General features: G+C 60.0%; 24 protein-coding genes. 14 read left to right on the plus strand and 10 right to left on the minus strand.

Annotated features, from left to right (window positions below; all coding sequences use genetic code 11):
- Positions 1 to 52 precede the first annotated feature (52 nt).
- Positions 53 to 1,030 carry an NADPH:quinone reductase gene (locus EJA72_RS02785; protein WP_157710018.1) on the minus strand — a complete coding sequence of 326 codons (978 nt, stop codon included), beginning with the start codon at positions 1,028 to 1,030 and terminating at the stop codon, positions 53 to 55.
- 178 nt (positions 1,031 to 1,208) lie between these two features.
- Here EJA72_RS02785 and hemF point away from each other — a divergent pair, with 178 nt between their 5' ends.
- Together hemF and aroE are read left to right on the plus strand one after the other, a co-directional pair.
- Positions 1,209 to 2,123, plus strand: a complete 915-nt coding sequence (gene hemF, locus EJA72_RS02790; protein ID WP_157710019.1) for an oxygen-dependent coproporphyrinogen oxidase — start codon at positions 1,209 to 1,211, stop codon at positions 2,121 to 2,123.
- A gap of 13 nt (positions 2,124 to 2,136) precedes the next feature.
- The gene (aroE, locus tag EJA72_RS02795; RefSeq protein WP_157710020.1) at positions 2,137 to 2,958 is read left to right on the plus strand and encodes a shikimate dehydrogenase; all 822 of its coding nucleotides are present in this window, start codon (positions 2,137 to 2,139) and stop codon (positions 2,956 to 2,958) included.
- Positions 2,959 to 3,062: 104 nt separating this feature from the next.
- On the opposite strand, the gene EJA72_RS02800 is transcribed toward aroE, so the two are convergent.
- From EJA72_RS02800 to betC, 3 genes are all read right to left on the minus strand, one after another.
- Positions 3,063 to 4,631 (minus strand): SulP family inorganic anion transporter, encoded by a 1,569-nt coding sequence (locus EJA72_RS02800; RefSeq protein ID WP_157710021.1) that lies wholly within the window; start codon positions 4,629 to 4,631, stop codon positions 3,063 to 3,065.
- A 253-nt stretch (positions 4,632 to 4,884) separates the two neighbouring features.
- Positions 4,885 to 5,805, minus strand: coding sequence for a choline ABC transporter substrate-binding protein (gene choX, locus EJA72_RS02805; protein WP_157710022.1), 921 nt, complete (start codon positions 5,803 to 5,805; stop codon positions 4,885 to 4,887).
- Between the two features lie 16 nt (positions 5,806 to 5,821).
- The gene (gene betC / locus EJA72_RS02810) at positions 5,822 to 7,336 is read right to left on the minus strand and encodes a choline-sulfatase (RefSeq protein ID WP_157710023.1); all 1,515 of its coding nucleotides are present in this window, start codon (positions 7,334 to 7,336) and stop codon (positions 5,822 to 5,824) included.
- Positions 7,337 to 7,450: 114 nt separating this feature from the next.
- Here betC and EJA72_RS02815 point away from each other — a divergent pair, with 114 nt between their 5' ends.
- Positions 7,451 to 8,401: a LysR family transcriptional regulator gene (locus EJA72_RS02815; protein WP_157710024.1), complete on the plus strand. Its 951-nt coding sequence runs from the start codon at positions 7,451 to 7,453 to the stop codon at positions 8,399 to 8,401.
- Here EJA72_RS02815 and EJA72_RS02820 read toward each other — a convergent pair.
- A complete protein-coding gene (locus EJA72_RS02820; RefSeq protein WP_157710025.1) occupies positions 8,388 to 9,059 on the minus strand; it encodes an NAD(P)-dependent oxidoreductase in 672 nt (223 codons plus the stop codon). The genes EJA72_RS02815 and EJA72_RS02820 overlap by 14 nt on opposite strands.
- A gap of 84 nt (positions 9,060 to 9,143) precedes the next feature.
- Between EJA72_RS02820 and EJA72_RS02825 the strand changes: the two genes are divergently transcribed.
- The gene (locus EJA72_RS02825; protein ID WP_157710026.1) at positions 9,144 to 9,470 is read left to right on the plus strand and encodes a DOPA 4,5-dioxygenase family protein; all 327 of its coding nucleotides are present in this window, start codon (positions 9,144 to 9,146) and stop codon (positions 9,468 to 9,470) included.
- On the opposite strand, the gene EJA72_RS02830 is transcribed toward EJA72_RS02825, so the two are convergent.
- Positions 9,471 to 9,872, minus strand: a complete 402-nt coding sequence (locus EJA72_RS02830) for a GFA family protein (protein ID WP_157710027.1) — start codon at positions 9,870 to 9,872, stop codon at positions 9,471 to 9,473.
- A gap of 409 nt (positions 9,873 to 10,281) precedes the next feature.
- On the opposite strand from EJA72_RS02830, the gene EJA72_RS02835 reads away from it, so the two are divergent.
- The 9 genes from EJA72_RS02835 to EJA72_RS02875 all read left to right on the plus strand — a co-directional run bounded on the left by EJA72_RS02835 (position 10,282) and on the right by EJA72_RS02875 (position 20,868).
- A complete protein-coding gene (locus EJA72_RS02835) occupies positions 10,282 to 11,589 on the plus strand; it encodes a CitMHS family transporter (protein WP_157710028.1) in 1,308 nt (435 codons plus the stop codon).
- Positions 11,590 to 11,674: 85 nt separating this feature from the next.
- Positions 11,675 to 12,442 carry a TerC family protein gene (locus EJA72_RS02840; protein ID WP_157710029.1) on the plus strand — a complete coding sequence of 256 codons (768 nt, stop codon included), beginning with the start codon at positions 11,675 to 11,677 and terminating at the stop codon, positions 12,440 to 12,442.
- Between the two features lie 380 nt (positions 12,443 to 12,822).
- Positions 12,823 to 14,481 (plus strand): Na/Pi cotransporter family protein, encoded by a 1,659-nt coding sequence (locus EJA72_RS02845; protein ID WP_157710030.1) that lies wholly within the window; start codon positions 12,823 to 12,825, stop codon positions 14,479 to 14,481.
- Between the two features lie 193 nt (positions 14,482 to 14,674).
- On the plus strand, positions 14,675 to 16,063 hold the full coding sequence (locus tag EJA72_RS02850; protein ID WP_157710031.1) for a pitrilysin family protein: 1,389 nt from the start codon (positions 14,675 to 14,677) through the stop codon (positions 16,061 to 16,063).
- Between the two features lie 210 nt (positions 16,064 to 16,273).
- Positions 16,274 to 17,302, plus strand: coding sequence for a DUF5924 family protein (locus EJA72_RS02855; RefSeq protein ID WP_157710096.1), 1,029 nt, complete (start codon positions 16,274 to 16,276; stop codon positions 17,300 to 17,302).
- Positions 17,303 to 17,356: 54 nt separating this feature from the next.
- On the plus strand, positions 17,357 to 18,505 hold the full coding sequence (locus tag EJA72_RS02860) for an ABC transporter permease (protein ID WP_157710032.1): 1,149 nt from the start codon (positions 17,357 to 17,359) through the stop codon (positions 18,503 to 18,505).
- Positions 18,502 to 19,305 (plus strand): ATP-binding cassette domain-containing protein, encoded by an 804-nt coding sequence (locus EJA72_RS02865; protein ID WP_178129000.1) that lies wholly within the window; start codon positions 18,502 to 18,504, stop codon positions 19,303 to 19,305. The genes EJA72_RS02860 and EJA72_RS02865 overlap by 4 nt, the downstream gene beginning before the upstream one ends.
- 1 nt (position 19,306) lies before the next feature.
- The gene (locus EJA72_RS02870; protein ID WP_157710033.1) at positions 19,307 to 20,245 is read left to right on the plus strand and encodes an MlaD family protein; all 939 of its coding nucleotides are present in this window, start codon (positions 19,307 to 19,309) and stop codon (positions 20,243 to 20,245) included.
- Positions 20,242 to 20,868 (plus strand): ABC-type transport auxiliary lipoprotein family protein, encoded by a 627-nt coding sequence (locus tag EJA72_RS02875; RefSeq protein WP_157710034.1) that lies wholly within the window; start codon positions 20,242 to 20,244, stop codon positions 20,866 to 20,868. The genes EJA72_RS02870 and EJA72_RS02875 overlap by 4 nt, the downstream gene beginning before the upstream one ends.
- Positions 20,869 to 20,996: 128 nt before the next feature.
- Here EJA72_RS02875 and EJA72_RS02880 read toward each other — a convergent pair whose 3' ends face one another.
- From EJA72_RS02880 to EJA72_RS02895, 4 genes are all read right to left on the minus strand, one after another.
- A complete protein-coding gene (locus EJA72_RS02880) occupies positions 20,997 to 22,226 on the minus strand; it encodes a nucleoside recognition domain-containing protein (RefSeq protein WP_157710035.1) in 1,230 nt (409 codons plus the stop codon).
- A 216-nt stretch (positions 22,227 to 22,442) separates the two neighbouring features.
- Positions 22,443 to 23,774, minus strand: coding sequence for a glutamate/aspartate:proton symporter GltP (gene gltP, locus EJA72_RS02885; protein ID WP_157710036.1), 1,332 nt, complete (start codon positions 23,772 to 23,774; stop codon positions 22,443 to 22,445).
- Between the two features lie 813 nt (positions 23,775 to 24,587).
- Positions 24,588 to 24,752, minus strand: a complete 165-nt coding sequence (locus EJA72_RS02890) for a DUF1328 domain-containing protein (RefSeq protein ID WP_003170804.1) — start codon at positions 24,750 to 24,752, stop codon at positions 24,588 to 24,590.
- An 81-nt stretch (positions 24,753 to 24,833) separates the two neighbouring features.
- Complete coding sequence (locus EJA72_RS02895; RefSeq protein WP_157710037.1) at positions 24,834 to 25,121, minus strand: hypothetical protein; 288 nt, start codon at positions 25,119 to 25,121, stop codon at positions 24,834 to 24,836.
- Positions 25,122 to 25,557: 436 nt separating this feature from the next.
- On the opposite strand from EJA72_RS02895, the gene algB reads away from it, so the two are divergent.
- The gene (gene algB, locus EJA72_RS02900) at positions 25,558 to 26,904 is read left to right on the plus strand and encodes a sigma-54-dependent response regulator transcription factor AlgB (RefSeq protein WP_157710038.1); all 1,347 of its coding nucleotides are present in this window, start codon (positions 25,558 to 25,560) and stop codon (positions 26,902 to 26,904) included.
- The last annotated feature ends 1 nt before the right edge of the window (position 26,905 follow it).

The following is a 26,905-nucleotide window of genomic DNA, read 5'->3' on the forward strand; positions in this document are numbered from 1 at the left end:
CAGGCCAGCTCCCACAGGTCTTGTGGGAGCTGGCCTGCCGGCGATGAGGTCCTCAAGGCAACAGAACAGTCGAGCCGGTCGTACGCCGCGCTGACAACTCGGTCTGCGCCTTCGCCGCGTCAGCCAGTGAATACTTCTGGCTGATCTCCACCTTCAACTTCCCGCTGATGATCATCTCAAACAACTCATCCGCCATCCGCTGCAGGTTTTCAGCGTTATTGGCGTAGGTCGCCAGTGTCGGCCGGGTCACGTACAACGATCCCTTCGCCGACAAAATCCCCAGGTTCACCCCATCCACCGCGCCGGACGCGTTGCCAAAACTCACCACCAGGCCTCGCGGCGCTGTGCTGTCCAGCGAGGTCAGCCAGGTGTCCTTGCCTACGCCGTCGTACACCACCGGGACCTTTTTACCGTCAGTCAATTCCAGTACGCGTTGTGCGACGTTTTCATGGCTGTAGTCGATGGTCGCCCAAGCGCCATTGGCCTTGGCCAGTGCGGCTTTTTCCGGCGAGCTGACGGTGCCGATCAACTTCACGCCCAACGCCTTGGCCCATTGGCAGGCCAGCGAGCCGACGCCGCCAGCAGCGGCATGAAACAGAACGGTTTCGCCGCCCTTCAGTTCATAGGTCTGACGCAACAGGTATTGCACGGTCAGGCCCTTGAGCATCACGCCGGCGGCCTGTTCGAAGCTGATCGCGTCGGGCAGGTGCACCAGATTCGCTTCCGGCAACACATGCACTTCGCTGTAGGCGCCCAACGGGCCGCTGCCATACGCCACGCGATCGCCGATCTTGAAGCGGGTGACTTCACTGCCCACCGCCTCGACCACGCCCGCGCCTTCCGAGCCGAGACCCGACGGCAAGGCTGGCGGAGGATAGAGACCGCTACGGTAATAGGTATCGATGAAGTTCAGGCCGATGGCCTTGTTGGTGACGCGAACCTGTTGCGGGCCGGGCTCGGCGGGTTGGAAATCCACATACTCGAGCACTTCGGGGCCGCCATGGGCGCGGAACTGGATTCGCTTTGCCATTTGCCTACTCCTTGGGTCTTGGCTACTGGGGTTGTAGCGCGAAGCCCCCTATCGAACTCCCAACCTTGATCTTCGTCAACTGCGACGGGTGCATCGGCGATGTTATGCTACGCGCCCATTTGCGCCGGCCTCGCTCTCAGGGCGCGCCGCGTAGCTTTGCCCGATTCAAGGTGATGACATGACGACCCGCACCGAGGCCGTAAAAGCCTACCTGCTCGACCTGCAAGATCGCATCTGCGCTGCCCTGGAAGCTGAAGACGGCGGCACGCACTTTGTCGAAGACGCCTGGACCCGGCCTGCCGGCGGTGGCGGTCGTACGCGCGTGATCGAAAACGGTGCGCTCATCGAAAAGGGCGGCGTCAACTTTTCCCACGTCTTCGGTAGCGGTCTCCCACCGTCCGCCAGCGCGCATCGGCCGGAACTGGCGGGCCGTGGCTTCGAAGCCCTCGGCGTATCGCTGGTGATCCACCCGCACAACCCGCATGTGCCGACTTCCCACGCCAACGTGCGCTTTTTCATCGCTGAAAAAGAAGGTGAAGAACCGGTCTGGTGGTTCGGCGGCGGTTTTGACTTGACCCCGTATTACGGCAACGAAGAAGACTGCATCCACTGGCACCGTGTCGCCGAACAGGCCTGTGCGCCGTTTGGGCCGGACGTTTATTCCCGCTACAAATCGTGGTGCGACAGTTATTTCCACATCAAGCATCGCCACGAACCGCGCGGCATCGGTGGATTGTTCTTCGATGACTTGAACGAATGGGACTTCGACACCAGTTTCGCTTTCATGCGCGCCATTGGCGACGCGTACATCGACGCCTACCTGCCGATTGTGCAACGCCGCAAAAATGATGCGTTCACAGCCAAACAGCGTGAATTCCAGGAGTTCCGCCGTGGCCGCTACGTCGAATTCAACCTGGTTTACGACCGTGGCACCCTGTTCGGCCTGCAATCGGGCGGACGCACCGAGTCGATCCTGATGTCGCTGCCGCCGCAAGTCCGCTGGGGCTACGACTGGAAAGCCGAGCCCGGGAGCGAAGAAGCGCGCCTGACCGAATACTTCCTGCAAGACCGTGATTGGCTGGCCGAGGCCTGAGTGAGGGATGTTGATGGATCGTTACGTCGTATTCGGTAACCCGATTGGCCACAGCAAGTCACCGCTGATCCATCGTTTGTTCGCCGAGCAAACCGCCCAGCAACTGGACTACAGCACTTCGCTGGCGCCGCTCGACGACTTTTCCGACTTTGCCCGGATGTTTTTCCTCGAAGGTCGCGGCGCGAATGTGACCGTGCCCTTCAAGGAAGACGCCTATCGCCTGGCCGACAGCCTGACGGAACGGGCGCAGCGCGCTGGCGCGGTCAACACCCTGAGCAAGCTCGCCGATGGCACCTTGCTGGGCGACAACACCGATGGCGCCGGGCTGGTGCGGGACCTGACGGTCAACGCCGGGTTCAGCCTCACCGGTAAACGTATCTTGCTGCTGGGCGCGGGCGGCGCGGTGCGTGGCGCGTTGGAACCGTTGCTGGCCGAGCAACCGTCCTCGGTGATCATCGCCAATCGCACCGTGGAAAAAGCCGAGCTGCTGGCGGAATTGTTCTCGGACCTGGGGCCGGTGTCGGCCAGCGGTTTTGACTGGTTGCAGGAGCCGGTCGACCTGATCATCAATGCGACGTCGGCGAGTTTGTCCGGCGACGTCCCGCCGATTGCCAGCAGCCTGATCGAGCCGGGCAAGACGGTGTGCTACGACATGATGTACGGCAAGGAACCGACGTCGTTCTGCCGCTGGGCCACGGAACATGGCGCCGCCGTGTCGATGGACGGGTTGGGGATGCTCGCGGAGCAAGCGGCGGAAGCCTTCTTCCTGTGGCGCGGAGTGCGTCCGGATACGGCGCCGGTGCTGGCCGAGCTTCGCCGCCAACTCGCGTTGTAATGGTAGGAGCGAGCTTGCTCGCGAAAGTCGTGAACGGTAACGCTTGAAGCCTGACACCCAGCGGGGCCTATGCGTTTTTCGCGAGCAAGCTCGCTCCTACAGGGTCAGTCTTCAAAGCGGATCGGGCATTTCTCCGCGCCTTCGAGCTTGCGCAACTCCTCCACCACCGGCGGCCTCGCCCCGCGCAACGTCAGGCTGCGGTCCTGCTTGAGCAGTCGCCGCGCTTCCTGGTGCAGCATTTCCACACCCGAATAATCGATGAAGTTGATCTGCTGCGCCTCGATCACCACCCGAGCCCCGTGCATGCGTTGCAAGCGCACTTGCAGGTAATGACTGGCGCCGAAGAAGATCGAACCGCCCACTCGCAGAATGTCCTCATTGCCTTCGCGCCAATGCTGAACACGCGGCTGTGAGGTGCGCTTGAGGTAAAAAAACAACGACGCGAGCACGCCGGCATAGATCGCCGTCTGCAATTCCAGCAGCAGCGTGGCGACGCAGGTCAGCGCCATGACCACGAACTCGGCCCGACTCACCCGCAATAACGCACGGATGCCGCGATGGTCGATCAAGCCCCAGGCGATCAACAGGATGCTGCCGGCCATGGCCGGAATCGGAATGTGCGCGATCAACCCCGCGCCGAAAATCGCAAACAGTGCTACCCACAAAGCTGAAAACACGCCGGCCATGGGCGAGCACGCGCCCGCTTCGTAGCTCAAACCCGAGCGAGTGAAGGAACCGGCTGACAACGAGCCGGAAAAAAACGCACCGACCATGTTCGACAAGCCCTGGGCGCGGACCTCCTGATTCGCATCGAGCAACTGTTGCGAACGGGCGGACAGCGAGCGAGCAATCGACAGGCTGGTCACCAGACCCAGCATCCCCACCGCGACAGCGCTGGGCAGCAGGCGCAGGATCAGCTCCAGGTCCAGCGGCAGCGGGCTGAAGGGTGGCAGTTGCCCGACAAATGCGCTGACCAACTTCACATGGCCAAACATCGATGGCCACAACCAGACCAGCAGCCCGCTCAGCACCAAAGTGATCAACAGCGTCGGCCAGCGTCGCAACAGCAGTTTCAACACGATGCCCACGACCACCGTCACCAGGCCCAGCGCCAGTGAAGGTTTATCCACCTCGCCGAGGTGACTGAAAAGCTTGATCAGGCTGTTCAATGCCGTGGCCTGGCTGGGCAAGTCCAGGCCCAGCAGGTTGGGCAGCTGTCCGATGGCGATCACCACCGCTGCGCCCAGGGTGAAACCCAGCACCACCGAATGCGAAACGAAATTGACCAAGGCACCGAAACGCAGCATCCCGAGCAGCCATTGGAAAATGCCGGCGAGGAGTGTCAGCAACAGGATCAACGTGATGTAGTCCTGTGACGCGGGAACGGCCAGAGGACTGACGCTGGCGAACAGGACAATGGAGATCGCCGCCGTAGGACCGCAGATCAGATGCCACGACGAACCCCACAGGCAAGCGATCAGCACCGGGATAATGGCAGCGTACAAGCCGTATTCCGGTGGGAGACCGGCGATCAAGGCGTAGGCAATGGATTGCGGCAACGCGAGAATCGCGCCGCTGAGGCCGACAATCAGGTCTCGCCCAACGCTGGCGCGGGTCTGCCGGGGCAACCAACTGAGAAAGGGAAAGAGAGAGTAGCGGCTGGGGAAGGCCATGGGTCCTCTGGAGTGGGGTTTTGCGCAAGGGTAGCAGGACAACACGATCATTGTGGTGAGGGAGCTTGTCGGAACGCCGCACCGTCCCGCTTGATCATTGTGGCGAGGGAGCTTGCTCCCGCTCGGCCGCGTAGCGGCCGCTTATTCGTACAAATCGGTGAGACTCGCAAGCCGAATTGACGTATTGGGAGCGCTGCGCACTCCAGCGGGAGCAAGCTCCCTCGCCACAGATTTCCCTCGCCACAGTGGTTACTTACAACTTGGCTTTTACGGCGGGCAACGCGTCCTTGCCGTCCGCAGTCTTCACGCCATCCAGCCACTTATCCAGCACCGCCGGGTTGGCCTTGATCCACGCCTTGGCCGCGTCCGCATTGCTGACCTTTTTGTTCACCACTTCGGCCATGATGCTGTTCTCCATCTCCTGGGTGAAACTCAGGTTGGTGAGCAGTTTGCCGACGTTCGGGCAGGCTTCGGCGTAACCTTTGCGGGTCAGTGTGTGGACGCTGCCAGTGTCACCGAAGTATTTCTCGCCGCCCTTGAGGTAATGCATTTTCAGCTGCACGTTCATTGGGTGCGGGGTCCAGCCGAGGAAGGTCACGAATTTCTGCTTTTTCACGGCGCGGGACACTTCGGCCAGCATCGCCTGCTCGCTGGATTCGACCAGTTTCCACTGACCCATGTCGAAGTCGTTCTTCTTGATGATCTCTTGCAGGGAGATGTTTGCCGGCGCACCGGAGCCGATGCCGTAAATTTTCTTGTCGAACTTGTCCGCGTATTTGTTCAGGTCGGCAAAGTTATGCACACCCGCGTCCCACACGTAATCCGGGACGGCCAAGGTAAATTCAGTGCCGTCGAGGTTCTTCGCCAGTTGCGTGACGTCGCCGGTGGCCACGAACTTGTCGTAGAAACCCTGCTGCGCCGGCATCCAGTTGCCCAGGAACACGTCGACCTGGCCATCCTTCAACCCACCAAAGGTAATCGGCACCGCGAGGGTATCGACTTTGGCCTTGTAGCCCATGCCGTCCAACAGAAATCCGGTGATGGCATTAGTCGCGGCGATGTCGCTCCAGCCAGGGTCGGCCATTTTCACCGTCTCGCAGCTCTGGTCGGCATAGGCCGACACACTGCCCAGAGCCAGCAGGCCGACTGTCAGTACTGTGGATAACTTTTGCATGGACTTCCCCTTAACATTATTGGTTTTGGCAGGGTTGTGGATAACGTGCTTTACGCTCCAGATCGTCGAGGTCGATGTGATTGCGCATGTATTGCTGACTGGCGTCCACCAGCGGCTGGTGATCCCAGCTCTTCAGCTTGCCGATGGTCAGTGCGTCGGCGACGAAGCGCCGGCGGCGTTGACTCGCGAGCACCTGCTGGTGAATCGCCGGAATGTCCCATTTGGCCCGTGCTTCGGCGAGAAACTCCTCGAATAGCGCGCGATGTTGCGGCGATTGGCTGAGTTCTTCCTGTTCACGCGGGTCGTTGTGTACGTCGAAGAGTAGGCAAGGGTCGTCTTCGCTGTAGATAAATTTATAGGCGCCCCGGCGAATCATCATCAGCGGGCTGATGGTGCCTTCGGCCATGTATTCACCAAAGACTTCGTCGTGACCGCCCTGCCCTTGCAGGTGCGAAACCAGCGAACGACCGTCCAGCGGCAGACCCGGCTCCAGCGAACCGCCGGCCAGTTCGACAAAGGTTGGCAGGAGGTCGGCAGTGGATACCGCGGCACTCACGCGGCCTGCCCCAAACTGCCCCGGCGCACTTATCAACAGGGGAACGCGCGCGGCCATTTCATACCAGTGCATTTTGTACCAGAGACCACGCTCGCCGAGCATGTCGCCGTGGTCGCCGGAGAACACAATGATGGTGTCATCGATGATCCCGGTTTCTTCGAGTGTTTGCAGGAGTTTGCCGACGTTACTGTCGATATAGCTACAAGCGCCGAAATACGCACGGCGCGCATCGCGAATCTTATCCACAGGCAACGGCTTCTCCCACAGGTCGTAGACCTTCAACAACCGCTGGGCGTGTGGATCGAGTTCGTTCTGTGCCGGCGTTTCGGGTAACGGGATGTCGGCATCCTCATACATGTCCCAAAAGGCCTTGGGAATGGTGTACGGGTCGTGTGGGTGGGTCATTGAGACGGTCAGGCAGAACGGCTGATCGCCGTCCTCACGGATGTGATCGAACAGATACTGCTGAGCCTTGAATACCACCTCTTCATCGAAATCCAGCTGATTGGTGCGCACGCACGGCCCGGCCTGCAACACCGACGACATGTTGTGATACCAGCTCGGGCGCACGTCCGGTTCGTCCCAGTTCACCGCCCAACCGTAATCGGCCGGGTAAATGTCGCTGGTCAGGCGTTCTTCATAACCGTGCAGCTGATCCGGGCCGCAGAAATGCATTTTCCCGGACAGCGCGGTGCGATAACCGAGGCGACGCAGGTAATGGGCATAAGTCGGCACATCGGCCGGGAAATCGGCCGCGTTGTCATAGGCGCCGATCTTGCTCGGCAATTGACCGCTGACCAAGGTAAAACGCGACGGTGCGCAGAGCGGGCTGTTGCAATAAGCGGCGTCGAACACCACGCCTTGGGCGGCGAGGCGGCTGAGATGGGGTAATTTGATCGGCGAAGGGCCGTAGAACGGCAACATTGGCGCGGCCATCTGATCGGCCATGATGAAAAGAATATTCTTGCGCTTCATGTGATCGCGGCATTCCATAGTGGATATTTATGCGAAAGTGCTTCGATTGAGCATGGATTCCCTGTTCTCTCTGGTAAAGCCCGCCTCAGGCAATGACTAGGATAAGCACAGCTTATGTATGACGCCCTTGGTGACTTGTCTTTGGACCTGCTTCGAGCGTTCGAAGCGGCCGCCCGCCAGCGCAGCTTCACCGCCGCTGCGGTGGAGCTCGGCACCACGCAACCGGCGATCAGCCAACAGATCAAGCGCTTGGAGGAACAACTCGCCACGCGCCTGTTCGACCGCATCTATCGCGGTATCGAATTGACCGAGGCCGGAAATATTCTGTTTGAGCAGGTTCAGCTCGGCTTGCAGAATATCGACGCAGGATTAAGCGCAATCAGCGCACAGCACCAGCATGAGGTTTTGCAGGTCGCGACCGATTTCGCTTTCGCGGCGTATTGGCTGATGCCGCGTTTGCATCGCTTCCATGCGGCCAATCCGCACGTCGACGTCAGCCTGGTCACCAGCGAACGCAGTCTCAACATGCTGCGTACCGATATCGATGTGGCCGTGCTGTTCGGTGATGGGCGGTTTAAACAAGGGGAAAGCCATTGGCTGTTCAGCGAGGAAGTGTTTCCGGTATGCAGTCCATTGTTGTTGAAGGACCGCCCCCTACCCTTGCCGGCTCAGTCGCTGCTGGAGTTCCCGTTGCTGCACCTGCGGGGTGAGAACAGCAGCAACTGGTTCGATTGGAGCGGTGTATTTCGCGAATTGGGCATTACGTCCGCGCCCGTGCCGGGGCAATTGCGCTTCGACAATTACACCTTGTTGATCCAAGCGGCGATTGGCGGCCAGGGTGTGGCGATCGGTTGGCGGCACCTTGTGGATAACTTGCTGGCGCAAGGTTTGTTGTATCGGCCGATTGCCGAGACGGTGATGTCCCGGCTCGGGTATTACGTGGTGCTGCCCCAGCGCAAACGGCGCGGAGCCTTGATTCAACAGTTTGTGGACTGGTTGATGGAGGAACAGGCCAGTAGCGCGCAATCGTTGAACGGACTGCCGTTGCCCTCTATCGCTGTTTAGTGCCCGCCGCGACAAAATTCACGTGCTGGCCCACGTGCAAATTCAGGTGCAGTTCATCGGCGATCCCTATTGCCACGCGATGCAACCGTTCGAGCGGTTCGGCCAGCCCCGGTTCAAGGCTGTTGCTGATGTGGCTAAAATGCTCAATCGTCAGCCCAGGCACCCCGCGTGGCGCATTCACCAACGTCCAGTGCAAGGGGCTGCTTTGCAATGCTTCGCGAATTTCCTCGGCGGCATGGCGTTGCAGTTGATCCTCTATTTCCGGATCGTCCAGCACCTCAAAATCGCCCACCAAAAAAAGCCGGGCGATACCCGCTGCCTGCATGCCGTCGATCAACGCGTCCACCGCCAGCACCTGTTCCACCGGGCCTGGCACGATGGTTTTTTCCACATATTCACTGTTGAACGGCAAACCAGGTGCGTCTAATAGACAGATGACGGCGGAACAACCCGCCACGCTTTGCTTCACGCGTTCGGCATCAAACAGGTCGCCCGGCTTGGTCCGCAGGCCGGGGCGTGGCGCCAGCGCGGTCAAATCGTCAAGAATGGCGATTACTTCATGCTGGCGACGCAGCATTTCAGCCATCAGCGCACTGCCCAGGCTACTCATGGCACCATAAAGCACCACTTTTACTGCGGGGGTTTCGGCATTTTTCATGGCTGAGATTCCTTGTTTCCTACGTATATGGCGTGTGACCTGTGGGAAACGGTGAGGGTTCGACCGGGTTTTAGAGGGATTCAGATGCAGCAGATCAAGGGGTATCACGCCCATGTTTATTTTGACGCCGACACTCTTCCCCAGGCGCGAGCCTTGTGTGAGCAGGCTGCGCAGTTGTTTGCGTTGAAGATGGGCCGCGTCCACGAACGCCCGGTCGGCCCGCACCCCGACTGGAGCTGCCAACTGGCTTTCGAGCCGGATCAGATTGGTCAGGTGCTGCCGTGGCTGGCGCTCAACCGCAAGGGATTGGTGGTGTTCCTGCACCCGGACACGGGTGACGACCTGCTCGACCACACCGAGCATGCGATCTGGATGGGCGCGATCCGGCCGCTGGATTTATCTATTTTTTGATCAAAGGCTTTCTTCCGCTTCGCCGGGCAAATGCTCGTCCAGATGCAGCCAGGGCAAACGGTTGTCCATCCAGATGTGTCGCTCGGCTGGCGCCAGCTCCGGGTGGTCGAGGGTTGCGACAGTGACGTCGATGCTCTCGGGGCTGAGGCGTGTGATCAGCGCCAGTTGCGCCCCACAGGTCGGGCAGAAATATCGCACGCAGCTGGATGAGGATTCGTATTCGGCAGGTTTGCCTTTGACCCATTCGAAGGCGGATGCGGGAAGGGTGATCCAGGTGGTCACTGTTCCGCCGCTGACTCGGCGGCAAATCGAGCAATGGCAGTGGGCGATGTCGCGCAGCGGCCCGCTGAATTGATAGCGCAAATTTCCGCAGTGGCAACCGCCGGTGTGAATGCTGTTCATGACATGACCTCCTGCTGTGTATGTGCCGGCGCCATCGCGAGCAGGCTCGCTCCCACATTGGTTGTGCGTAATCCCTGTAGGCGCGAGCCTGCTCGCGAATGGCTCAACGCGGTCTGTCGCCCTGCCCCGGCCCGACGACCGGTCGCACATCCGGTCAATGCTTTCATCGGCGAAAGCTGGCTGAAAGCTTCCCCGATTAGGATCGCCCCACTGCCGGCAACAGACCGGTTGGCTAAAGCGAGTGTTTGATGGCTCGCACAGCCCATTTAACAACAACAATGGTGACCCTGATGTCCTTTGCTACCCGCCGCTTCGCTGTAACTCCGCCCGTACGCCTCGCGCTTCCCGTTCTGCGCTGACCCCACCCGGTTCGCCCATTCCCTAGCCGCGCTATGCCTGGAGTATTCCCATGCTGACTTTCCTTGGCTTTGCCATGGTCATCACGTTCATGTTCCTGATCATGACCAAGCGCCTGTCCGCGCTGATCGCCCTGATCATCATTCCAATCATTTTCGCCCTGTTCGGTGGTTTTGCACCGAAGATCGGTCCGATGATGCTCGAAGGCATCACCAAGCTTGCGCCGACCGGCGTGATGCTGATGTTCGCCATTCTGTATTTCGCCCTGATGATCGACTCCGGCCTGTTTGACCCGGCCGTGCGCAAGATCCTCAAACTGGTCAAGGGCGACCCGCTGAAAGTTTCGGTCGGCACCGCCGTACTGGCGCTCGTCGTCTCCCTCGATGGTGACGGCGCGACCACTTATATGATCTGCGTGGCTGCCATGCTGCCGCTGTACAGCCGCATTGGCATGAGCCCGCGGATCATGGCCGGCCTGATCATCCTCGCCGGTGGCGTGATGAATATGACCCCATGGGGCGGCCCGACCGCGCGTGCGGCCAGTGCCCTGCATGTGGACCCATCGGCCATTTTCGTACCGATGATTCCGGCGATGCTGGCCGGTGTCGTGGCAATCCTGGCGATTGCCTACTTCTACGGTAAGCGCGAGCGGGCGCGTCTGGGGGAATTGCACCTGGTGGGCGACGAAATCGACCACAGCGAAATCAGCGTTTCGCAGTTCCCGGATGCCCGCCGTCCGAAGCTGATCTGGTTCAACGGCGCGCTGACCCTGGCGCTGATGTGCACCCTGATCGCGGGCCTGTTGCCGCTGCCGGTGCTGTTCATGGTGGCGTTCAGTATCGCGATGATCGTCAACTATCCTTGCCTGCAACAGCAGAAGGATCGCGTGGCGGCTCACGCCGGTAGCGTGCTGGCGGTGGTCGGTCTGATTTTTGCGGCGGGTATCTTCACCGGTATTCTGTCGGGCACTGGCATGGTCGACGCGATGTCGAAAAGCCTGCTGGCGGTCATCCCGGATTTCCTCGGCCCGTACCTGGCCGTGATCACCGCGCTGGTAAGCATGCCGTTCACGTTTTTCATGTCGAACGACGCATTTTATTACGGCGTGTTACCAGTACTTGCCGACGCCGCCAGTCACTACGGTATAACCGCGGTTGAAATGGCACGTGCCTCGATCGTCGGTCAGCCCGTCCACTTGCTGAGCCCGCTGGTACCATCGACTTATTTGTTGGTGGCCCTGGCCGGTATCGATTTTGGTGACCATCAGCGCTTTACCCTGAAATGGGCAGTGCTGGTGTGTATGTGCATACTGGTTGCAGCGTTGCTGATGGGGATTTTCCCGCTGTTCAGCACGCTATAAGCCCAAGACTCACCACCGAGGGTCCAGGCTTTGCTGTTTGAAGCCCGGACCTTTTGTGGTTTAACACTCGCTCAAAGGAATACACATGGAATGGCTGACCAACCCTGAAATCTGGGTTGCCTTCTTTACCCTGACCGCCCTGGAAATCGTCCTGGGTATCGATAACATCATCATGATTTCGATCCTGGTCAGCCGCATGCCCAAGCACATGCAGGCGCGCACCCGGATTTTCGGGTTGGCGCTGGCGATGGTCACGCGGATTCTGTTGCTGCTGTCGATCACCTGGGTCATGCGCCTCACGGCCGACCTGTTCGTGGTGTTCGGCCAGGGTATTTCCGGGCGCGACCTGATCCTGTTCTTCGGTGGCCTGTTCCTGCTGTGGAAAAGCTCGCAAGAGATGTACCACGCGCTGGAAGGCGAAGACGAGTCCAATGAAGAGCCGGGTGGCAAGGGCGGCAACTTCCTCTACACCATCATTCAGATCGCGATCATCGACATCGTGTTCTCGCTGGACTCGGTCATTACCGCCGTCGGCATGGTGTCCCACGTGCCGGTCATGGTCGCGGCAATCGTCGTTGCGGTGCTGGTGATGATGTGGGCGTCCGGCACCATCAGCGAGTTCATCGACAAGCACCCGTCGCTGAAAATGCTGGCGCTGGCGTTCCTGTTGATCGTCGGTACCGTGCTGATTGCCGAATCCTTCGACGTGCACGTGCCAAAAGGCTACGTCTACTTCGCCATGGCGTTCTCGCTGGCGGTTGAAGCGATCAACATCAAGATGCGCACCGCGATAGCGAAAAGAAAGAAACAGCAGGACCCGGTGAAACTGCGCAAGGACATTCCTGGCCAGTAACCGCGAAAGCTCTATGGCAAATGAGCTTTTTGTGGCGAGGGAGCTTGCTCCCGCTCGGCTGCGCAGCAGTCGTAACACCGGTGAATGCGGCTTATCTGATAAACCGCATCGCCGCTTTTAGGGCCACTTCGCGCCCCAGCGGGAGCAAGCTCCCTCGCCACGTGAATCCCGGTATGCACATTCATGATCAAGGGGCCTTAGGGCCCCTTTTTCACATCTGCATCAAGCTGTTTTCATGACAGTTTTGTTTCAATCGCTACTTTAGCTGTGCGATGCTGGCGCGCAGACCGTTAGCCAACTACAGCTTAAGTACAGAACGTAGAAAAAGCGCGGCACCGTCAACTTGCTCCTTTGGGGCGCTACCACCACAGGGGGCCTGTATGCTCACCCTGCTCAATTTATTATCTGCCGTGGCCTTGCTGATCTGGGGCACGCACATCGTCCGAACCGGCATCCTGCGGGTCTTCGGCTCCAACCTGCGCCATGTGATCGGCCAGAACATGTCCAAGCGCTGGCTGGCATTTGTCGCGGGGATCGTCGTGACCGCAATGGTCCAGAGCAGTAACGCCACCGCCATGCTCGTGACGTCGTTTGTCGGTCAGGGCTTGATGGCATTGATGCCGGCCCTGGCGACCATGCTTGGCGCGGATGTCGGTACCGCACTGATGGCGCGGGTGCTGACCTTCGACCTGTCGTGGCTATCGCCGTTGCTGATTTTTCTCGGAGTGATTTTTTTCCTGTCCCGCAAGCAGACGCGGCTGGGCCAGATGGGCCGGGTGAGCATCGGCCTGGGGCTGATCATTCTGGCGCTGCAATTGATCGTCGAGTCCGCCGCGCCCATTACCCATGCCCAGGGCGTGAAAGTGATTTTCGCCTCGCTGACCGGCGACATCCTGCTCGATGCTCTGGTCGGTGCGCTGTTCGCGATGATTTCCTATTCCAGCCTGGCCGCTGTCCTGCTGACTGCGACTTTGGCCGGTGCCGGTGTAATCAGCCTGCCCGTAGCCATCGGCCTGGTGATCGGCGCCAATATCGGCAGCGGGGTCCTGGCCTTCCTCAGCACCAGCATGCAGAACGCGGCCGGCCGGCAGGTGGCGCTCGGCAGCCTGCTGTACAAGCTGATCGGCCTGCTGCTGATCATTCCGGTGCTCGACCCGTTAGTGCACTGGATCGACAGCCTCGACTTCAGCCCTCAGGAAATGGTCATCGGCTTCCATCTGCTCTACAACACGGCGCGCTGCCTGATCCTGCTGCCAAGTGTCGGGCTGATGGCCAGGCTGTGTGCCTGGTTGCTGCCGCAGCGCCCGGAAATCAATGGGATGGCCAAGCCCCGGCATCTTGATCCGACTGCACTGGTCACGCCCAGCCTGGCGCTGGCCAATGCCGCACGAGAAACCCTGCGCATGGGCGACCTGATCGACAACATGCTCGAAGCCATGCTCGACGTGCTGCACGGCAAGCAGACGGCCGTCACCCAGGAGATGCGCCGCCTGACCGATGATGTCGAGGCGCTCTACAGCGCGATCAAACTGTATCTGGCGCAAATGCCCCGGGAAGACCTCAGCGATCAGGACAGCCGGCGCTGGGCGGAAATCATCGAGCTGTCGATCAATCTCAAACTCGCCAGCGACTTGATCGAACGGATGCTGCGCAAGGTTCAGCAGCAGAAAACGTCGCAGCGCCGGTCTTTCTCCGAGGTCGGGCTTGAAGAGTTGGCGGGGCTGCATAGCCAGCTGATTTCCAACCTGCGCCTCGGGTTGTCGGTGTTCCTCAGTGCCGACAAGGAAAGCGCCCGCCAATTGCTGCGGGAGAAACGTCGCTTTCGCGCACAGGAGCGCCGCCTGGCCCATGCCCATGTCAGCCGATTGCAACGTAAGATTGTGCAGAGCATCGAGACCAGTTCGCTGCACCTGGAATTGATTGCCGACATGAAGCGTCTGAATTCGCTGTTCTGCAGCAGTGCCTATGTGGTGCTGGAAACGTCCGACACCGGTGCGCTGGCTGCCGACGATTTGGCTGACATCACGCATTCGCCTTGAACGTCTGGCAGAGTGGTCAGTCAGTAACAATGGTTCAGCCTCAAGACCGCTATCGCGGGCAAGCCCGCTCCCACAGGTGATCTGGGTCGTACACAATTGCAACTTCACCAAAGATCACTGTGGGAGCGGGCTTGCCCGCGATAGCGGCCTGACTGACGACACGGATCTCCGATTGATTGCCTGGAAGCTCGTTATGCGTTGTCTGTTGTTCGCTTGTCTGCTGCTCGGTTCGCTCCCCTCGTTTGCCCTGGATCGCTTCCAGGTCGAAGGCTACACGCTGCCCAATGGCCTGCAATTGCTGCTCAAGCCCGGCACCGAGCGTGGGCACGTGGCGATTCGACTGGTGGTGGGCGTCGGCCTGGACGATTTCAGCTGTCCCGACAAGGAACTGCCACATCTGCTCGAACACTTGCTCTTCAGTGGCATCGACGCGAGCGGTGAAGGCGGCCTGGAAGAACGGATGCAGGCCCTGGGCGGTGAGTGGAACGCTTACACCAGCAACGCCGACACCACGTTCGTCATCGAAGCGCCGGCCAAAAACCAGCGGCAGGTGCTTGATCTGCTGCTGGCACTGTTGACCCAGACCCGAATCGACGACAACGCAATCAACGCCGCCAAGCAAGTGGTCGAGCGTGAGGACGGCGGTCATTATTCGCACCTGCAACGCTGGCTGGATCGCCAGGACCTGGGGCACACGGCCAGTAATCAACTGGCGGTGGAGCTGGGCCTCAAATGCCCCGAGCGCGCGGAAGTCGATTACCTGACTCGCGAGCAATTGGAGAAGGTGCGCAAAGACTGGTACGCCCCCAACAACATGACGCTGATCGTGGTCGGCGATCTTGAGCGACTGCTGCCGGCCTATCTGGAACGGACCTATGGCGCGCTGGTCGCGATCGACCCGACCGATCACCCGCCTCTTCCGGAGATCAAGGCCACCGCTGCCCATGAACGAAGCCTGATTCACGGTTTTGTCGGCGCGGGTGCCAAGTTGCACTGGCTGGTCCCGGAGCCGGTCGTTGAAGACCAGCATGACGAAACCTACGACCTGCTCAAGGATTATCTGGACTGGGCGCTCTATCGCCAGTTGCGGTTGGCGCACGGTTTGTCCTACGGCCCGTGGGCGGAGCGCGAGGTCTTTGGTGGTGTGGGCTTCATGAGCCTGAACGCCGACCTTGAGCGCGATGACGTGCCTGAGGCTGAGCGGGTGCTGGATGAGTTGAAGGCTGACCTGCTCAAGAACGGCTTGCATGCCGAAACGTTCAACCGCCTCAAACAGGCTGCCATTTCCCGTCAGGCGTGGGCCGTGCAGGGCAACAGCGCGCTCGCCGATTACTACTGGAGCGCCCTCGGGGACTACGAAGACGGCCGCTTCGCCAACCCGACCAAGGAGCTGCAAGGCGTGACGCTGGAGGAAGCGAACAAGGCCGTACGCGAGTTGCTCCTGCAACCGGGATACCTGCGGATCGAGAAGCCCCTGATGAGTTATGACCAGTTGTTGTGGTGTGTCGGTGGGGTGCTGGGGATCCTCGTATTGGTGCTGTTGGGCTGGCACCTGCACCACAGAACGCCGCGAACCAAGTAGCAGCTGGCGCAGCCTGCGTTCGGCGGCGTAGCCGTCGCCAATTCGCTATGCCGTAAACATCTGGCGGACCGCGTTGGATGGTTTACGACTGCTGCGCAGCCGAACGCAGGCTGCGCCAGCTGCTACAAGGTTGTCGGGGATCGCTCGCCACGCAGCCCCGCCAGCGGTAACCTGTCGAGGATTTTTCCTATGACTATTGCGAACCGCCGAATGCCGACTCTGACCCTTTTCGTACAGCGCATCCTCGAATTGATGAAGCGCTATCCCGGGGTCATTGCGCTCGGTGGTTTTGTCTCCGGGGTCGGCAGCTTCATTCTGGTGGATCGCCAACAAGGGCTGGCGACCTGGATCACCATCATCATGGTGCTCAGCTGGATCTGGCTGATGCTGGAAAACAGCCTCACAAAGCTGTTCGCCCGGGTCTTCAAGCGCGAAATTCCCCAGCCGCTGCTGCGTTACGCGACGCAAATGATTCACCAGGAAAGCCTGTTCTTCGTCCTCCCTTTCTTCTTCATCACCACGACCTGGAACAGCGGCCAGTTGTTCTTCACCGGATTGTTGGGCATCGCCGCGCTGATTTCCATCACCGACCCGCTCTACTACAAATGGCTGGCGCCCCGGCGCTGGGCGTTTCTGGCGCTGCACACGCTGACGCTGTTCGCGGCCCTGCTGACCGCCCTGCCCGTCATCCTGCACCTGACCACCTCCCAGAGTTTCAAACTCGCGCTTGGCACGGCCGTCGTCCTGTCGTTCCCGAGCCTCGCATCGATCTTCCCGATCCGGACCGTGCGCAACGCCTTGGCGATCCTCAGCATTACGGTGGGCATTGGCGGCGTTGGCTGGGTGCTGCGTTCGTGGGTGCCGCCGGCGACGCTGTGGATGACTGACGTGGCAATCAGCACGCAAATGCAGGACCGCAGCCCCGGTGACAGCCTCGATGAAGTCAGCGCCGAGCAAATCCGTGGCGGCGGGCTTTATGCCTACACGGCCATCAACGCTCCGCGCGGCCTGGACGAGCGGATTTATCACGTGTGGCAGTTCAACGGTAAGGAAGTCGACCGCATCCCGCTGGACATCCACGGCGGGCGCAAGGAAGGCTACCGGGCCTGGACCCACAAGCAGAATTTCCCCGGCAATCCGGCGGGCAACTGGCAGGTTCGGGTGCTGACGGAAGACGGCCAGGTCATTGGCGTATTGCGTTTCAAAATCACGGACAGCACACCGATCAAAGAAAAGTGATCCGGTTCGTGCTATTACGTAGCTCTGCCTAACAGCCGAACAAGCACGGAGCTTATGACCAGCAGCACAATGGCCGGCAATGCCCAATTGGACGCTTCTCACTCCCCCGCGCAACTGCGGGTCACGGGTGACTGGACGCTTGCCCATTACGCTGATCTCAAGCAGCTGAGCGAAAAGCTTCGCGGTCAATACAACGACACTACCCACATCGACCTCAACGGCCTCGGCGCGCTCGACACCGCCGGCGCGTCGCTGCTGGTTGAATTGCTGGGTTCCGAACGCCTGGGCCGATCCGCCGAGCATCCTGATTGCACCCTGTCCACTGCCGACCGCGCCTTGTTGCAGACGGTCTACCAGTCGATGACGGACTTCTGCGTGCCGATCAAGGAGCCGGAAATCAGCGTCGGCATTCAACTGCTGACCCGCATCGGCCGCGCCGTCGACACCGTCTGGCAGGACACCCTGCAACTGCTCGGCTTCGTTGGCCTGATCCTGGAAACCATCGCCCGGGGTTTGTTCCGACCCAAGCGCTGGCGCCTCACGCCGATGGTCGCGCACATCGAACAGACCGGCCTCGATGCCGCACCCATCGTGGCCCTGCTGACCTTTCTGGTGGGCGCGGTGGTGGCGTTTCTAGGGGCGACGGTGTTGGCGAGTTTCGGGGCGAGTATTTTCACCGTGGACCTCGTGGCGTTTTCCTTTCTGCGTGAATTCGGCGTGTTGCTGACCGCAATCCTGATGGCCGGGCGCACCGCGAGTGCGTTCACCGCGCAGATCGGCTCGATGAAGGCCAACGAAGAAATCGACGCCATCCGCACCCTGGGCCTCGACCCGGTGGAATTGCTGGTGGTACCGCGAGTGCTGGCCCTGCTGGTCGCGCTGCCGATGCTGACGTTTTTGGCGATGCTGTCGGGGATCATCGGCGGTGGCGTGGTGTGCGCGGTGTCGCTGGATATTTCGCCGGCGATGTTCCTGTCGCTGCTGCAAACCGACATTGGCGTTCAGCATTTTCTGGTGGGGATCGTCAAAGCGCCGGTCTTCGCGTTCCTGATCGCCTCGATCGGCTGCCTTGAAGGCTTCAAGGTCAGTGGCAGCGCCGAGTCTGTGGGCGCCCACACCACATCGAGTGTGGTGCAGTCCATTTTCGTGGTGATCGTGCTCGATGCCGTGGCCGCGCTGTTTTTCATGGAGATGGGCTGGTGAAACGTCTACCCCGCGCGCCCTCCGAGGCGGTGATCGAAGTCCGTGGCCTGTGCAATCGCTTTGGCAGCCAGAGCGTGCATGAAAACCTCGATCTGGATTTGTACAAGGGTGAAATTCTGGCCGTGGTCGGTGGATCCGGCAGCGGCAAATCGGTGCTGTTGCGCAGCATCGTCGGTTTGCGCCAGCCCAGCGAAGGGGTGGTGAAGGTGTTTGGCCAGAACCTGCCGACGCTGCCTGAGCATGAGCGCTCAATGGTTGAACGCCGCTTTGGCGTGCTGTTCCAGAAAGGCGCCCTGTTCTCTTCGCTGACCGTGACCGAGAACGTCGCCCTGCCCCTCATCGAGCACACCGGCTTGAGCCGCAACGATGCCGAGCACCTGGCAGCGGTGAAACTGGCCCTGGCCGGGCTGCCGCTGTCGGCGGCGGACAAGTACCCCGCTTCGCTGTCCGGCGGCATGATCAAGCGCGCGGCACTGGCCCGGGCCTTGGCGCTGGACCCGGACATCCTGTTTCTCGACGAGCCCACGGCCGGGCTCGACCCGATTGGCGCGGCAGCCTTCGACCAATTGATCCTGACCCTGCGCGACGCCTTGGGTCTGAGTGTTTTTCTGGTCACTCACGATCTCGACACGCTCTACACCATCACCGACCGGGTGGCGGTGCTGGCGCAGAAAAAAGTACTGGTGGCAGACGCCATCGACAAAGTCTCGGAAACCAACGATGCGTGGATTCACGAATACTTCCATGGCCCTCGCGGCCGCGCGGCGCTGACCGCCGCTCAACAGTTGAACGAGGTCTGACATGGAAACCCGAGCCCATCATGTGCTGATTGGCCTGTTCACCGTCATTGTGGTGGCGGCCGCCCTGCTCTTCGGCTTGTGGCTGGCCAAGTCCAGCGTCGATACCGAGTTCAAGGATTACGAGATTGTCTTCAACGAGGCGGTCAGCGGCTTGTCCAAGGGCAGCGCCGTGCAGTACAGCGGGATCAAGGTCGGTGACGTGGTGACATTGCGCCTGGACCCGAATGACCCGCGCCGGGTACTGGCGCGGATTCGTCTGGGCGGCGACACGCCGATCAAGGAAGACACCCAGGCCAAGCTGGCGCTGACCGGGATCACCGGCACCTCGATCATCCAGCTCAGCGGCGGCACACCCCAGAGCCCGAAACTCAGAGGCAAGGACGGCAATCTGCCGACCATTGTGGCGTCGCCCTCGCCCATTGCCCGTTTGCTGAACGACAGTAACGACCTGATGGCCGGCGTGAATACGCTGATGCAAAACGCCAACCTGATGTTTTCCACGGAGAACGTCGAGCGCATCAGCAAAACCCTGGAACACCTTGAGCTAACCACCGGGACCATTGCCGACCAGCGCGGCGACATCCGCCAGGCCATGCAGCAACTGGCATCAGTCGGCAAACAGGCCGGCACCATGCTCGAGCAGACGTCTGCGCTGATGCGCAACGCCAATGGCTTGCTCAACGATAACGGCAAGCAGATGTTCGGCAGTGCCGAGCAGGCGATGAAGTCACTGGAACAAAGCAGTGCGACCATCAACAAATTGCTCAGCAGCAATCAGGATTCGCTCAACAGCGGCATGCAAGGCCTCAATGGCCTGGCGCCGGCGGTGCGTGAACTGCGCGACACCCTGACCTCGTTGCGCGCGATATCCCAACGCCTGGAAGCCAACCCCAGCGGCTACTTGCTGGGCAATGACAAGAACAAGGAGTTCACGCCATGAAGCTTGCGCACCTCGCCCTTATCGCCAGCTTCACGTGGCTCAGCGCGTGCTCGATCCTGCCCAAGGCCGAGCCGTCTGATGTCTACCGACTGCCATCGGCCCAGAACAGCAGCCCCGCCAGCCACGCATCGCCGCAGCGCTGGTCGTTGCGACTGTCCAAGCCGCAGGCCAGCGAGGCGTTGAACAGCCCGAAAATCGCGGTCATCCCTCAGGGAGATTTGATCAGCAGCTACAAGGCCTCGCGCTGGAGCGACCCGGCGCCGGTGCTGCTGCGCAATCGTCTGCTCGATGGTTTCCAGCGTGACGGTCGAGTGCCGCTGTTGAGCACCGACGACAGCAATTTCCAGGCGGATCTGGAGCTGGGTGGGAGTCTGCAAGCGTTCCAGACCGAATACCAAGGCACGAATGCGAGCGTGGTCGTGCGGCTGGATGCCTTGTTGGTGCGCGGTTATGACCAGCGAATCCTCGCCAGTCGGCGCTTTGAAGTCCGCCAGCCGCTCAGCGATGTGCAGGTGCCTTCGGTGGTCGCCGGGTTTGGGCAGGTGAGCGATCAGTTGACGGCGCAGGTGGTGAATTGGGCGGTTGAGCAAGGGCAAAAAGTCGCGCCGCCTCCTCGCCCTTAAATCCAACGAAGATCCCTGTGGGAGCGGGCTTGCCCGCGATGGTGGCAGGCTCACCGCATACATACAGAATGTACGCGTCATCGTTGACGTCCATCGCGAGCAGGCTCGCTCCTACAGGGGCTTTGTGGTTAGCCGAAGAACCAGTAGCAAACGCCAATGGCGCCCAGCACGCCGGCCAGTTCCGCCAACAACGCACACCCCACCGCATGCCGTGCCCGCTGGATCCCCACCGCGCCGAAATACACGGCCAGCACGTAGAACGTCGTTTCCGTACTGCCCTGGATCGTCGCCGCCACCAGGGCCGGGAAGCTGTCTACGCCGGACGTCTTCATGGTTTCGATCAGCATCGCCCGAGCGGCGCTGCCGGAGAACGGCTTGACCATCGCCGTCGGCAACGCATCGACGAAGCGCGTGTCCCAACCGGCCCATGCCACCAGGTGCCGAATCCCGTCCAGACCAAAGTCCAATGCACCGGACGCACGCAGCACGCCGACCGCGCACAGCATCGCCACCAGGTACGGCAGCAGGTTCTTGGCCACGTCGAAGCCTTCTTTGGCGCCTTCGACAAACGCTTCGTAGACTTTCACTTTTCGCAGCGCGCCGATCACCAGGAACAGCATGATCAGCCCGAACAGCGTCAGGTTGCCGAGGATCGAGGACAGACCTGCCAGCGCGGTCGCCGAGAGCGTCGCCAGCAGTGCCATGAAGCCACCGAGGATCAGGGCACCGGGAATCAGGTAGGCCAGCACCACGGGGTCCCAGACGCGCAGGCGTTGCATGAACGCGACCGACAGGAAGCCGACGATGGTCGAGCAACTGGTGGCCAGCAGAATCGGCAGGAACACCAGGGTCGGATCGGGCGCACCTTGCTGGGCGCGGTACATGAAGATGGTCACCGGCAGCAGCGTCAACGACGACGCGTTAAGCACAAGGAAAAGGATTTGAGCGTTACTGGCGATTGTGGCACTGGGATTGAGCTCTTGCAGCGCCTTCATGGCTTTGAGGCCGATAGGCGTGGCCGCATTGTCCAGGCCGAGGGCGTTGGCCGAGAAGTTGAGGGTGATCAGGCCGATGGCCGGGTGGCCGGCCGGGACCTCCGGCATCAGGCGCAGAAACAGCGGCCCCAGCGCTTTGGCCAGCCAATCGACGATCCCGGCCTTTTCGGCGATCCGCAGAAAGCCCAGCCAGAGGGTGAGGGTGCCGAACAGCAGGACCATCACTTCGACTGACAATTTAGCCATGGCGAAAATGCTTTCCACCATCGCCGCGAAGATCCCGGCGTTGCCGCCGATCAGCCATTGCGCCAGTGCCGAAACGGCAGCCACGATGAAGAAGCCAAGCCACAGGCCATTAAGCATCAGTCAAATCCCCCGGAAGATGCGGCGAATGATAGCGGGGTAGCCAGAAACGACAAACCCCGGATTTCTCCGGGGTTCATTAGCTAGGCTGACGCTGATCACTGTGGGAGCCAGCCTGCTGGCGATGAGGCCGACACATTCAACATCTCTGTTGTTGGGTATGCCGCTATCGCCAGCAGGCTGGCTCCTACAGAACAGCCACCAAGGGATCAGCCATCAGTTACGGGAAATCTCGCCAGCCGGCAGCTTTTCCTTGCTGCGCCAGTGCGGCAGGGAGTTCCAGTAGCGCTGGCCTTTGGCATCGTCGTACATGCCTTCCCAACGAGCGATAACCAGTACAGCCAGGGCGTTGCCGATCACGTTCAGTGCGGTACGCGCCATGTCCATGATGCGGTCGACACCGGCGATGAACGCCAGGCCTTCCAGAGGAATTCCCACGCTGCCCAGCGTCGCCAGCAGCACCACGAACGACACGCCCGGTACGCCGGCGATGCCTTTGGAGGTGACCATCAAGGTCAGCACTAGCAGCAATTGCTGGCTGATGGACAGGTCGATGCCGTACAGCTGGGCAATGAAGATCGCCGCGATGCTCTGGTACAGGGTCGAACCGTCGAGGTTGAACGAGTAACCGGTCGGCACCACGAAGCTGCAGATGGCCTTCGGCGCGCCGTAGGCTTCCATCTTCTCGATGACGCGTGGCAACACGGTTTCGGAGCTGGCGGTGGAGTAGGCCAGCACCAGCTCATCCTTGAAGATGCGCATCAGCTTGAGCACCGAGAAGCCGAACAGGCGAGCGATCAGACCCAGCACCACGAAAGCGAAGAAGGCGATGGCGACGTAAACCAGGATGACCAGTTTGGCCAGCGGGATCAGGGAGGCGAAACCGAAGTTGGCCACGGTGACCGCGATCAAGGCAAACACGCCAATCGGGGCGTAGTTCATGATCATGTGGGTGACCTTGAACATGCTTTCCGACACGCCCTGGAACATCTTCACCAGCGGCTCACGCAGGTCCGCTTGCAGGCTCGACAGACCGAGACCGAACAATACGGAGAAGAAGATGATCGGCAGCATTTCGCCGCGCGCCATGGCGGCAAAGATGTTCGACGGGATCAGGTTGAGGATGGTTTCGATGAACGCGTGTTCATGCTGAACCTCGGCGGCCGTGGCCTGGTACTTGGAAATATCCACGGTACCCAGGGTGCTCATGTCGATGCCGGTGCCCGGGTGGAACACGTTGGCCAGCAACAGGCCGACCACGATGGCAATGGTAGTGACGATCTCGAAGTAAATGATGGTCTTCAGGCCGATACGCCCGAGTTTCTTCGCATCGCCGACGCCGGCAATGCCGACGATCAGTGAGGAGATCACGATCGGGATCACGATCATCTTGATCAGACGGATAAAGATATCGCCTGCCGGTTGCAGGACGTTACTGATCCACCAGGCTTTTTCGGCACTGAAATGGTTGAGCAGCGCACCGATTGCAATCCCCAATACCAGACCGATGAGGATCTGCCAGGCGAGGCTAAGCTTTGCCTTCTTCATATCTTTACCCTTACTTGCGTTTGACTCAGGCAGATGCAAGAACTGAATCGCTTGTGGCGAAAAGTCTTGTGCACCTGCCCCGTATAAGGTGCCCTGGAGCGCGTGTTTGCGGCTCTCTGGCAGGCGAAAAAAGGCGCAACTATTCCGATGCAAGGAAGCAACGTCTAATGCCGTAAACGCCTACCCTATGCCGAATCGGCATGAGCTTTTTTTGTTGAAACGTCCGTCCCAACCGGTTCGGATACGACATATCGGCAGGCATAAGTGCCGTGAACCGGCCATCACAGGGTGGGTTGAGTGTTTTTTGATCAGGCGTCAGAAGGGTTTTTTTCAGGAAAAATCGGCGAGGAATGACGAAAAATAGAAGCAAACGTTTTGCTGTTTTTCTCGATGTACGGTTGCGAGTGACGCGCAAAGAAAAACATTTCTCAAGGAAATCAAAGGGAATTGAAAAAAGAAGCAGCGAATCCGAGTGGATCGCTGTGTTTCAACGCATTGCGCGAAGAAGCTCTCCGCAAGTTCGTCGAGTCATAGATGATCGGCGAACCTGCGTCGCAGCTTTTACCTGACCCGGCCCTTTCGCAGGTACTCCCTGTACCCGTAGGTCACTCCGCCCCTGACACAGGCAGAACATCCCGACCCCTTGGTCATGCGTCTACCGTCCTCGGGTAGCGCAATGGAAAGAAGCCATGCTGCTTCTTTCATGTGACGAATTCAGTACCGCACCGAAAATTTATAAGTCGCTCCATTCGCCCTGGCACTTCCGCCCAAGAGCAGGGCGGCTGCCAGTGTCTGTAGCGAAGGGGCTCATATTCAGCCTCGGCCGCGGCGGCCAAAGAAGAACGAAGCGATAAACATCACCAGGAACACGACAAAGAGAATCTTGGCGATACCCGTGGCGGTGCCCGCGATACCACCGAAGCCTAGAACGGCCGCGACGATGGCAATGATCAAGAATGTAATTGCCCAGCTCAACATGGTGATTCTCCTTACGCTTCTATTTAGAGGTCGTACTTATGGTGCTTTTCCCGGCGCAAGGGACGCGCCAAGTTCAGTTGCTTAAAAGATCCAACGTTCCTGACGCGGCATGTCATCCACAGGCTGTGCCTGGTCGACGTCCATCATTCGCATCGGGGCGCTGTCAGCCGGATTTGCGCTGGCGGCGCTGAAATGAGTTTGGGTCGGGTGTTGAATCGATACTCGAACCGCGTCTTGCTGCTGACTCTGCTCCCAGCGCTGAAACTGCTGGCCGCCAATCAGAGTGATCAAAAGCGCCAGAACGGCAAACAGGCCCTGCTGGATATGCAGTGGCGAGATACGCAACTGGGCGGCACGTTGGCGACTCATCCTGAAGCTCCTCCCACACTGGGGTGATCTGGTTTAGGGCGTTGTTTATTGCCCTGGGTTATTCAGATCATTGCAGCCCGCATGCCAGTTTTTTGGTGGAAAAATATCTATGCAAATCAACAAGTTACGCATGATGTCCAAATTGCCTCGGACGCATCCTGCACGATGACCTGTCTGAGGTCGTGCGAAATGCACGATAAGTTCGTAGGAGGGTTTGAATAATTTTGAATTGAGAGGAGGGCGCAGATGTCACACAGGGACGTAGGCAATGGCCTGAAAAATGGTTTTTTGATGAAAAACCAACAAAATCAGTCCATTAGCCGTAGGGTGCAGAGAAGGCTACCCTGCCACGGCCAGAATCGACCAGAATCAACCATGCAACTTGCCCGATTTTTCCGGGACTAACCCAAGATCATTCTTTAAGGAGCGTAGGAAAATGGAATCAGCCACTGAGCATCAAGGCCGCATTCTGCTGGTGGACGACGAATCCGCCATCCTGCGAACTTTTCGTTATTGCCTCGAAGACGAAGGCTACAGCGTCGCCACCGCCAACAGCGCGGCCCAGGCTGACGCCTTATTGCAACGCCAGGTGTTCGACTTGTGCTTCCTTGATTTACGCCTGGGCGAAGACAATGGTCTCGATGTCCTGGCGCAAATGCGCATTCAAGCGCCTTGGATGCGGGTGGTGATCGTCACCGCTCACTCGGCCGTCGACACTGCGGTGGATGCGATACAGGCCGGCGCTGCCGACTATCTGGTCAAACCTTGCAGCCCCGATCAACTGCGCCTCGCCACCGCCAAGCAGCTGGAAGTACGCCAACTGTCGGCCCGTCTGGAAGCCCTGGAAGGCGAAGTCCGCAAGCCGAAGGACGGGCTGGATTCCCACAGCCCGGCGATGAAAGTGGTCCTTGAAACCGCGCGCCAGGTCGCCAGCACTGATGCCAACATTTTGATTCTTGGTGAGTCCGGCACTGGTAAAGGTGAACTGTCCCAAGCCATTCACGGCTGGAGCAAGCGTGCGAAAAAATCCTGCGTCACCATCAACTGCCCGTCCCTGACCGCCGAGCTGATGGAAAGCGAGCTCTTCGGCCACAGCCGTGGCGCGTTTACCGGCGCCAGCGAAAGCACGCTCGGGCGAGTCAATCAGGCGGATGGCGGCACGCTGTTTCTCGACGAGATCGGCGATTTTCCGTTGACGTTGCAGCCAAAGTTGCTGCGTTTCATCCAGGACAAAGAATACGAGCGAGTCGGAGACCCGGTCACCCGCCGCGCCGACGTACGAATCCTCGCGGCCACCAACCTCAATCTGGAAGACATGGTGCGCGATGGTCGTTTCCGTGAAGACCTGCTTTATCGACTGAACGTCATCACCTTGCACTTGCCACCGTTGCGTGAGCGCCGGGAAGACATCCTGAACCTGGCGGATCGCTTCCTGGCCCGCTTCGTCAAGGAATATGCGCGTCCGGCGCGGGGATTCAGCGATGAGGCGCGGGAAGCCCTGCTGGGTTACCGCTGGCCCGGGAACATTCGTGAACTGCGCAACGTGGTGGAACGGGCGAGCATTATCTGCCCGCAGGAACGGGTAGAGATCAGCCACCTCGGCATGGCCGAAACCCCGATCAATAACGCGCCCCGCATCGGCGCGGCGCTGAGTCTGGATGAGTTGGAAAAGGCCCACATCGGCGCTGTGCTCGCCACCGCCGATACCCTCGACCAGGCGGCCAAAACGCTGGGCATCGACGCCTCGACGCTCTACCGCAAACGCAAGCAGTACAATTTGTGAG

It is taken from the genome of Pseudomonas sp. PB120, from assembly GCF_009761815.1.
Lineage (GTDB): Bacteria > Pseudomonadota > Gammaproteobacteria > Pseudomonadales > Pseudomonadaceae > Aquipseudomonas.

Excerpts from the sequence above, each read along its gene's own strand:
- EJA72_RS02785 (WP_157710018.1), bottom strand. The coding sequence starts at position 1,030 with ATGGCAAAGCGAATCCAGTTCCGCGCCCATGGCGGCCCCGAAGTGCTC.
- hemF (WP_157710019.1), top strand. The coding sequence starts at position 1,209 with ATGACGACCCGCACCGAGGCCGTAAAAGCCTACCTGCTCGACCTGCAA.
- aroE (WP_157710020.1), top strand. The coding sequence starts at position 2,137 with ATGGATCGTTACGTCGTATTCGGTAACCCGATTGGCCACAGCAAGTCA.
- EJA72_RS02800 (WP_157710021.1), bottom strand. The coding sequence starts at position 4,631 with ATGGCCTTCCCCAGCCGCTACTCTCTCTTTCCCTTTCTCAGTTGGTTG.
- choX (WP_157710022.1), bottom strand. The coding sequence starts at position 5,805 with ATGCAAAAGTTATCCACAGTACTGACAGTCGGCCTGCTGGCTCTGGGC.
- betC (WP_157710023.1), bottom strand. The coding sequence starts at position 7,336 with ATGAAGCGCAAGAATATTCTTTTCATCATGGCCGATCAGATGGCCGCG.
- EJA72_RS02815 (WP_157710024.1), top strand. The coding sequence starts at position 7,451 with ATGTATGACGCCCTTGGTGACTTGTCTTTGGACCTGCTTCGAGCGTTC.
- EJA72_RS02820 (WP_157710025.1), bottom strand. The coding sequence starts at position 9,059 with ATGAAAAATGCCGAAACCCCCGCAGTAAAAGTGGTGCTTTATGGTGCC.
- EJA72_RS02825 (WP_157710026.1), top strand. The coding sequence starts at position 9,144 with ATGCAGCAGATCAAGGGGTATCACGCCCATGTTTATTTTGACGCCGAC.
- EJA72_RS02830 (WP_157710027.1), bottom strand. The coding sequence starts at position 9,872 with ATGAACAGCATTCACACCGGCGGTTGCCACTGCGGAAATTTGCGCTAT.
- EJA72_RS02835 (WP_157710028.1), top strand. The coding sequence starts at position 10,282 with ATGCTGACTTTCCTTGGCTTTGCCATGGTCATCACGTTCATGTTCCTG.
- EJA72_RS02840 (WP_157710029.1), top strand. The coding sequence starts at position 11,675 with ATGGAATGGCTGACCAACCCTGAAATCTGGGTTGCCTTCTTTACCCTG.
- EJA72_RS02845 (WP_157710030.1), top strand. The coding sequence starts at position 12,823 with ATGCTCACCCTGCTCAATTTATTATCTGCCGTGGCCTTGCTGATCTGG.
- EJA72_RS02850 (WP_157710031.1), top strand. The coding sequence starts at position 14,675 with ATGCGTTGTCTGTTGTTCGCTTGTCTGCTGCTCGGTTCGCTCCCCTCG.
- EJA72_RS02855 (WP_157710096.1), top strand. The coding sequence starts at position 16,274 with ATGCCGACTCTGACCCTTTTCGTACAGCGCATCCTCGAATTGATGAAG.
- EJA72_RS02860 (WP_157710032.1), top strand. The coding sequence starts at position 17,357 with ATGACCAGCAGCACAATGGCCGGCAATGCCCAATTGGACGCTTCTCAC.
- EJA72_RS02870 (WP_157710033.1), top strand. The coding sequence starts at position 19,307 with ATGGAAACCCGAGCCCATCATGTGCTGATTGGCCTGTTCACCGTCATT.
- EJA72_RS02875 (WP_157710034.1), top strand. The coding sequence starts at position 20,242 with ATGAAGCTTGCGCACCTCGCCCTTATCGCCAGCTTCACGTGGCTCAGC.
- EJA72_RS02880 (WP_157710035.1), bottom strand. The coding sequence starts at position 22,226 with ATGCTTAATGGCCTGTGGCTTGGCTTCTTCATCGTGGCTGCCGTTTCG.
- gltP (WP_157710036.1), bottom strand. The coding sequence starts at position 23,774 with ATGAAGAAGGCAAAGCTTAGCCTCGCCTGGCAGATCCTCATCGGTCTG.
- EJA72_RS02890 (WP_003170804.1), bottom strand. The coding sequence starts at position 24,752 with ATGTTGAGCTGGGCAATTACATTCTTGATCATTGCCATCGTCGCGGCC.
- EJA72_RS02895 (WP_157710037.1), bottom strand. The coding sequence starts at position 25,121 with ATGAGTCGCCAACGTGCCGCCCAGTTGCGTATCTCGCCACTGCATATC.
- algB (WP_157710038.1), top strand. The coding sequence starts at position 25,558 with ATGGAATCAGCCACTGAGCATCAAGGCCGCATTCTGCTGGTGGACGAC.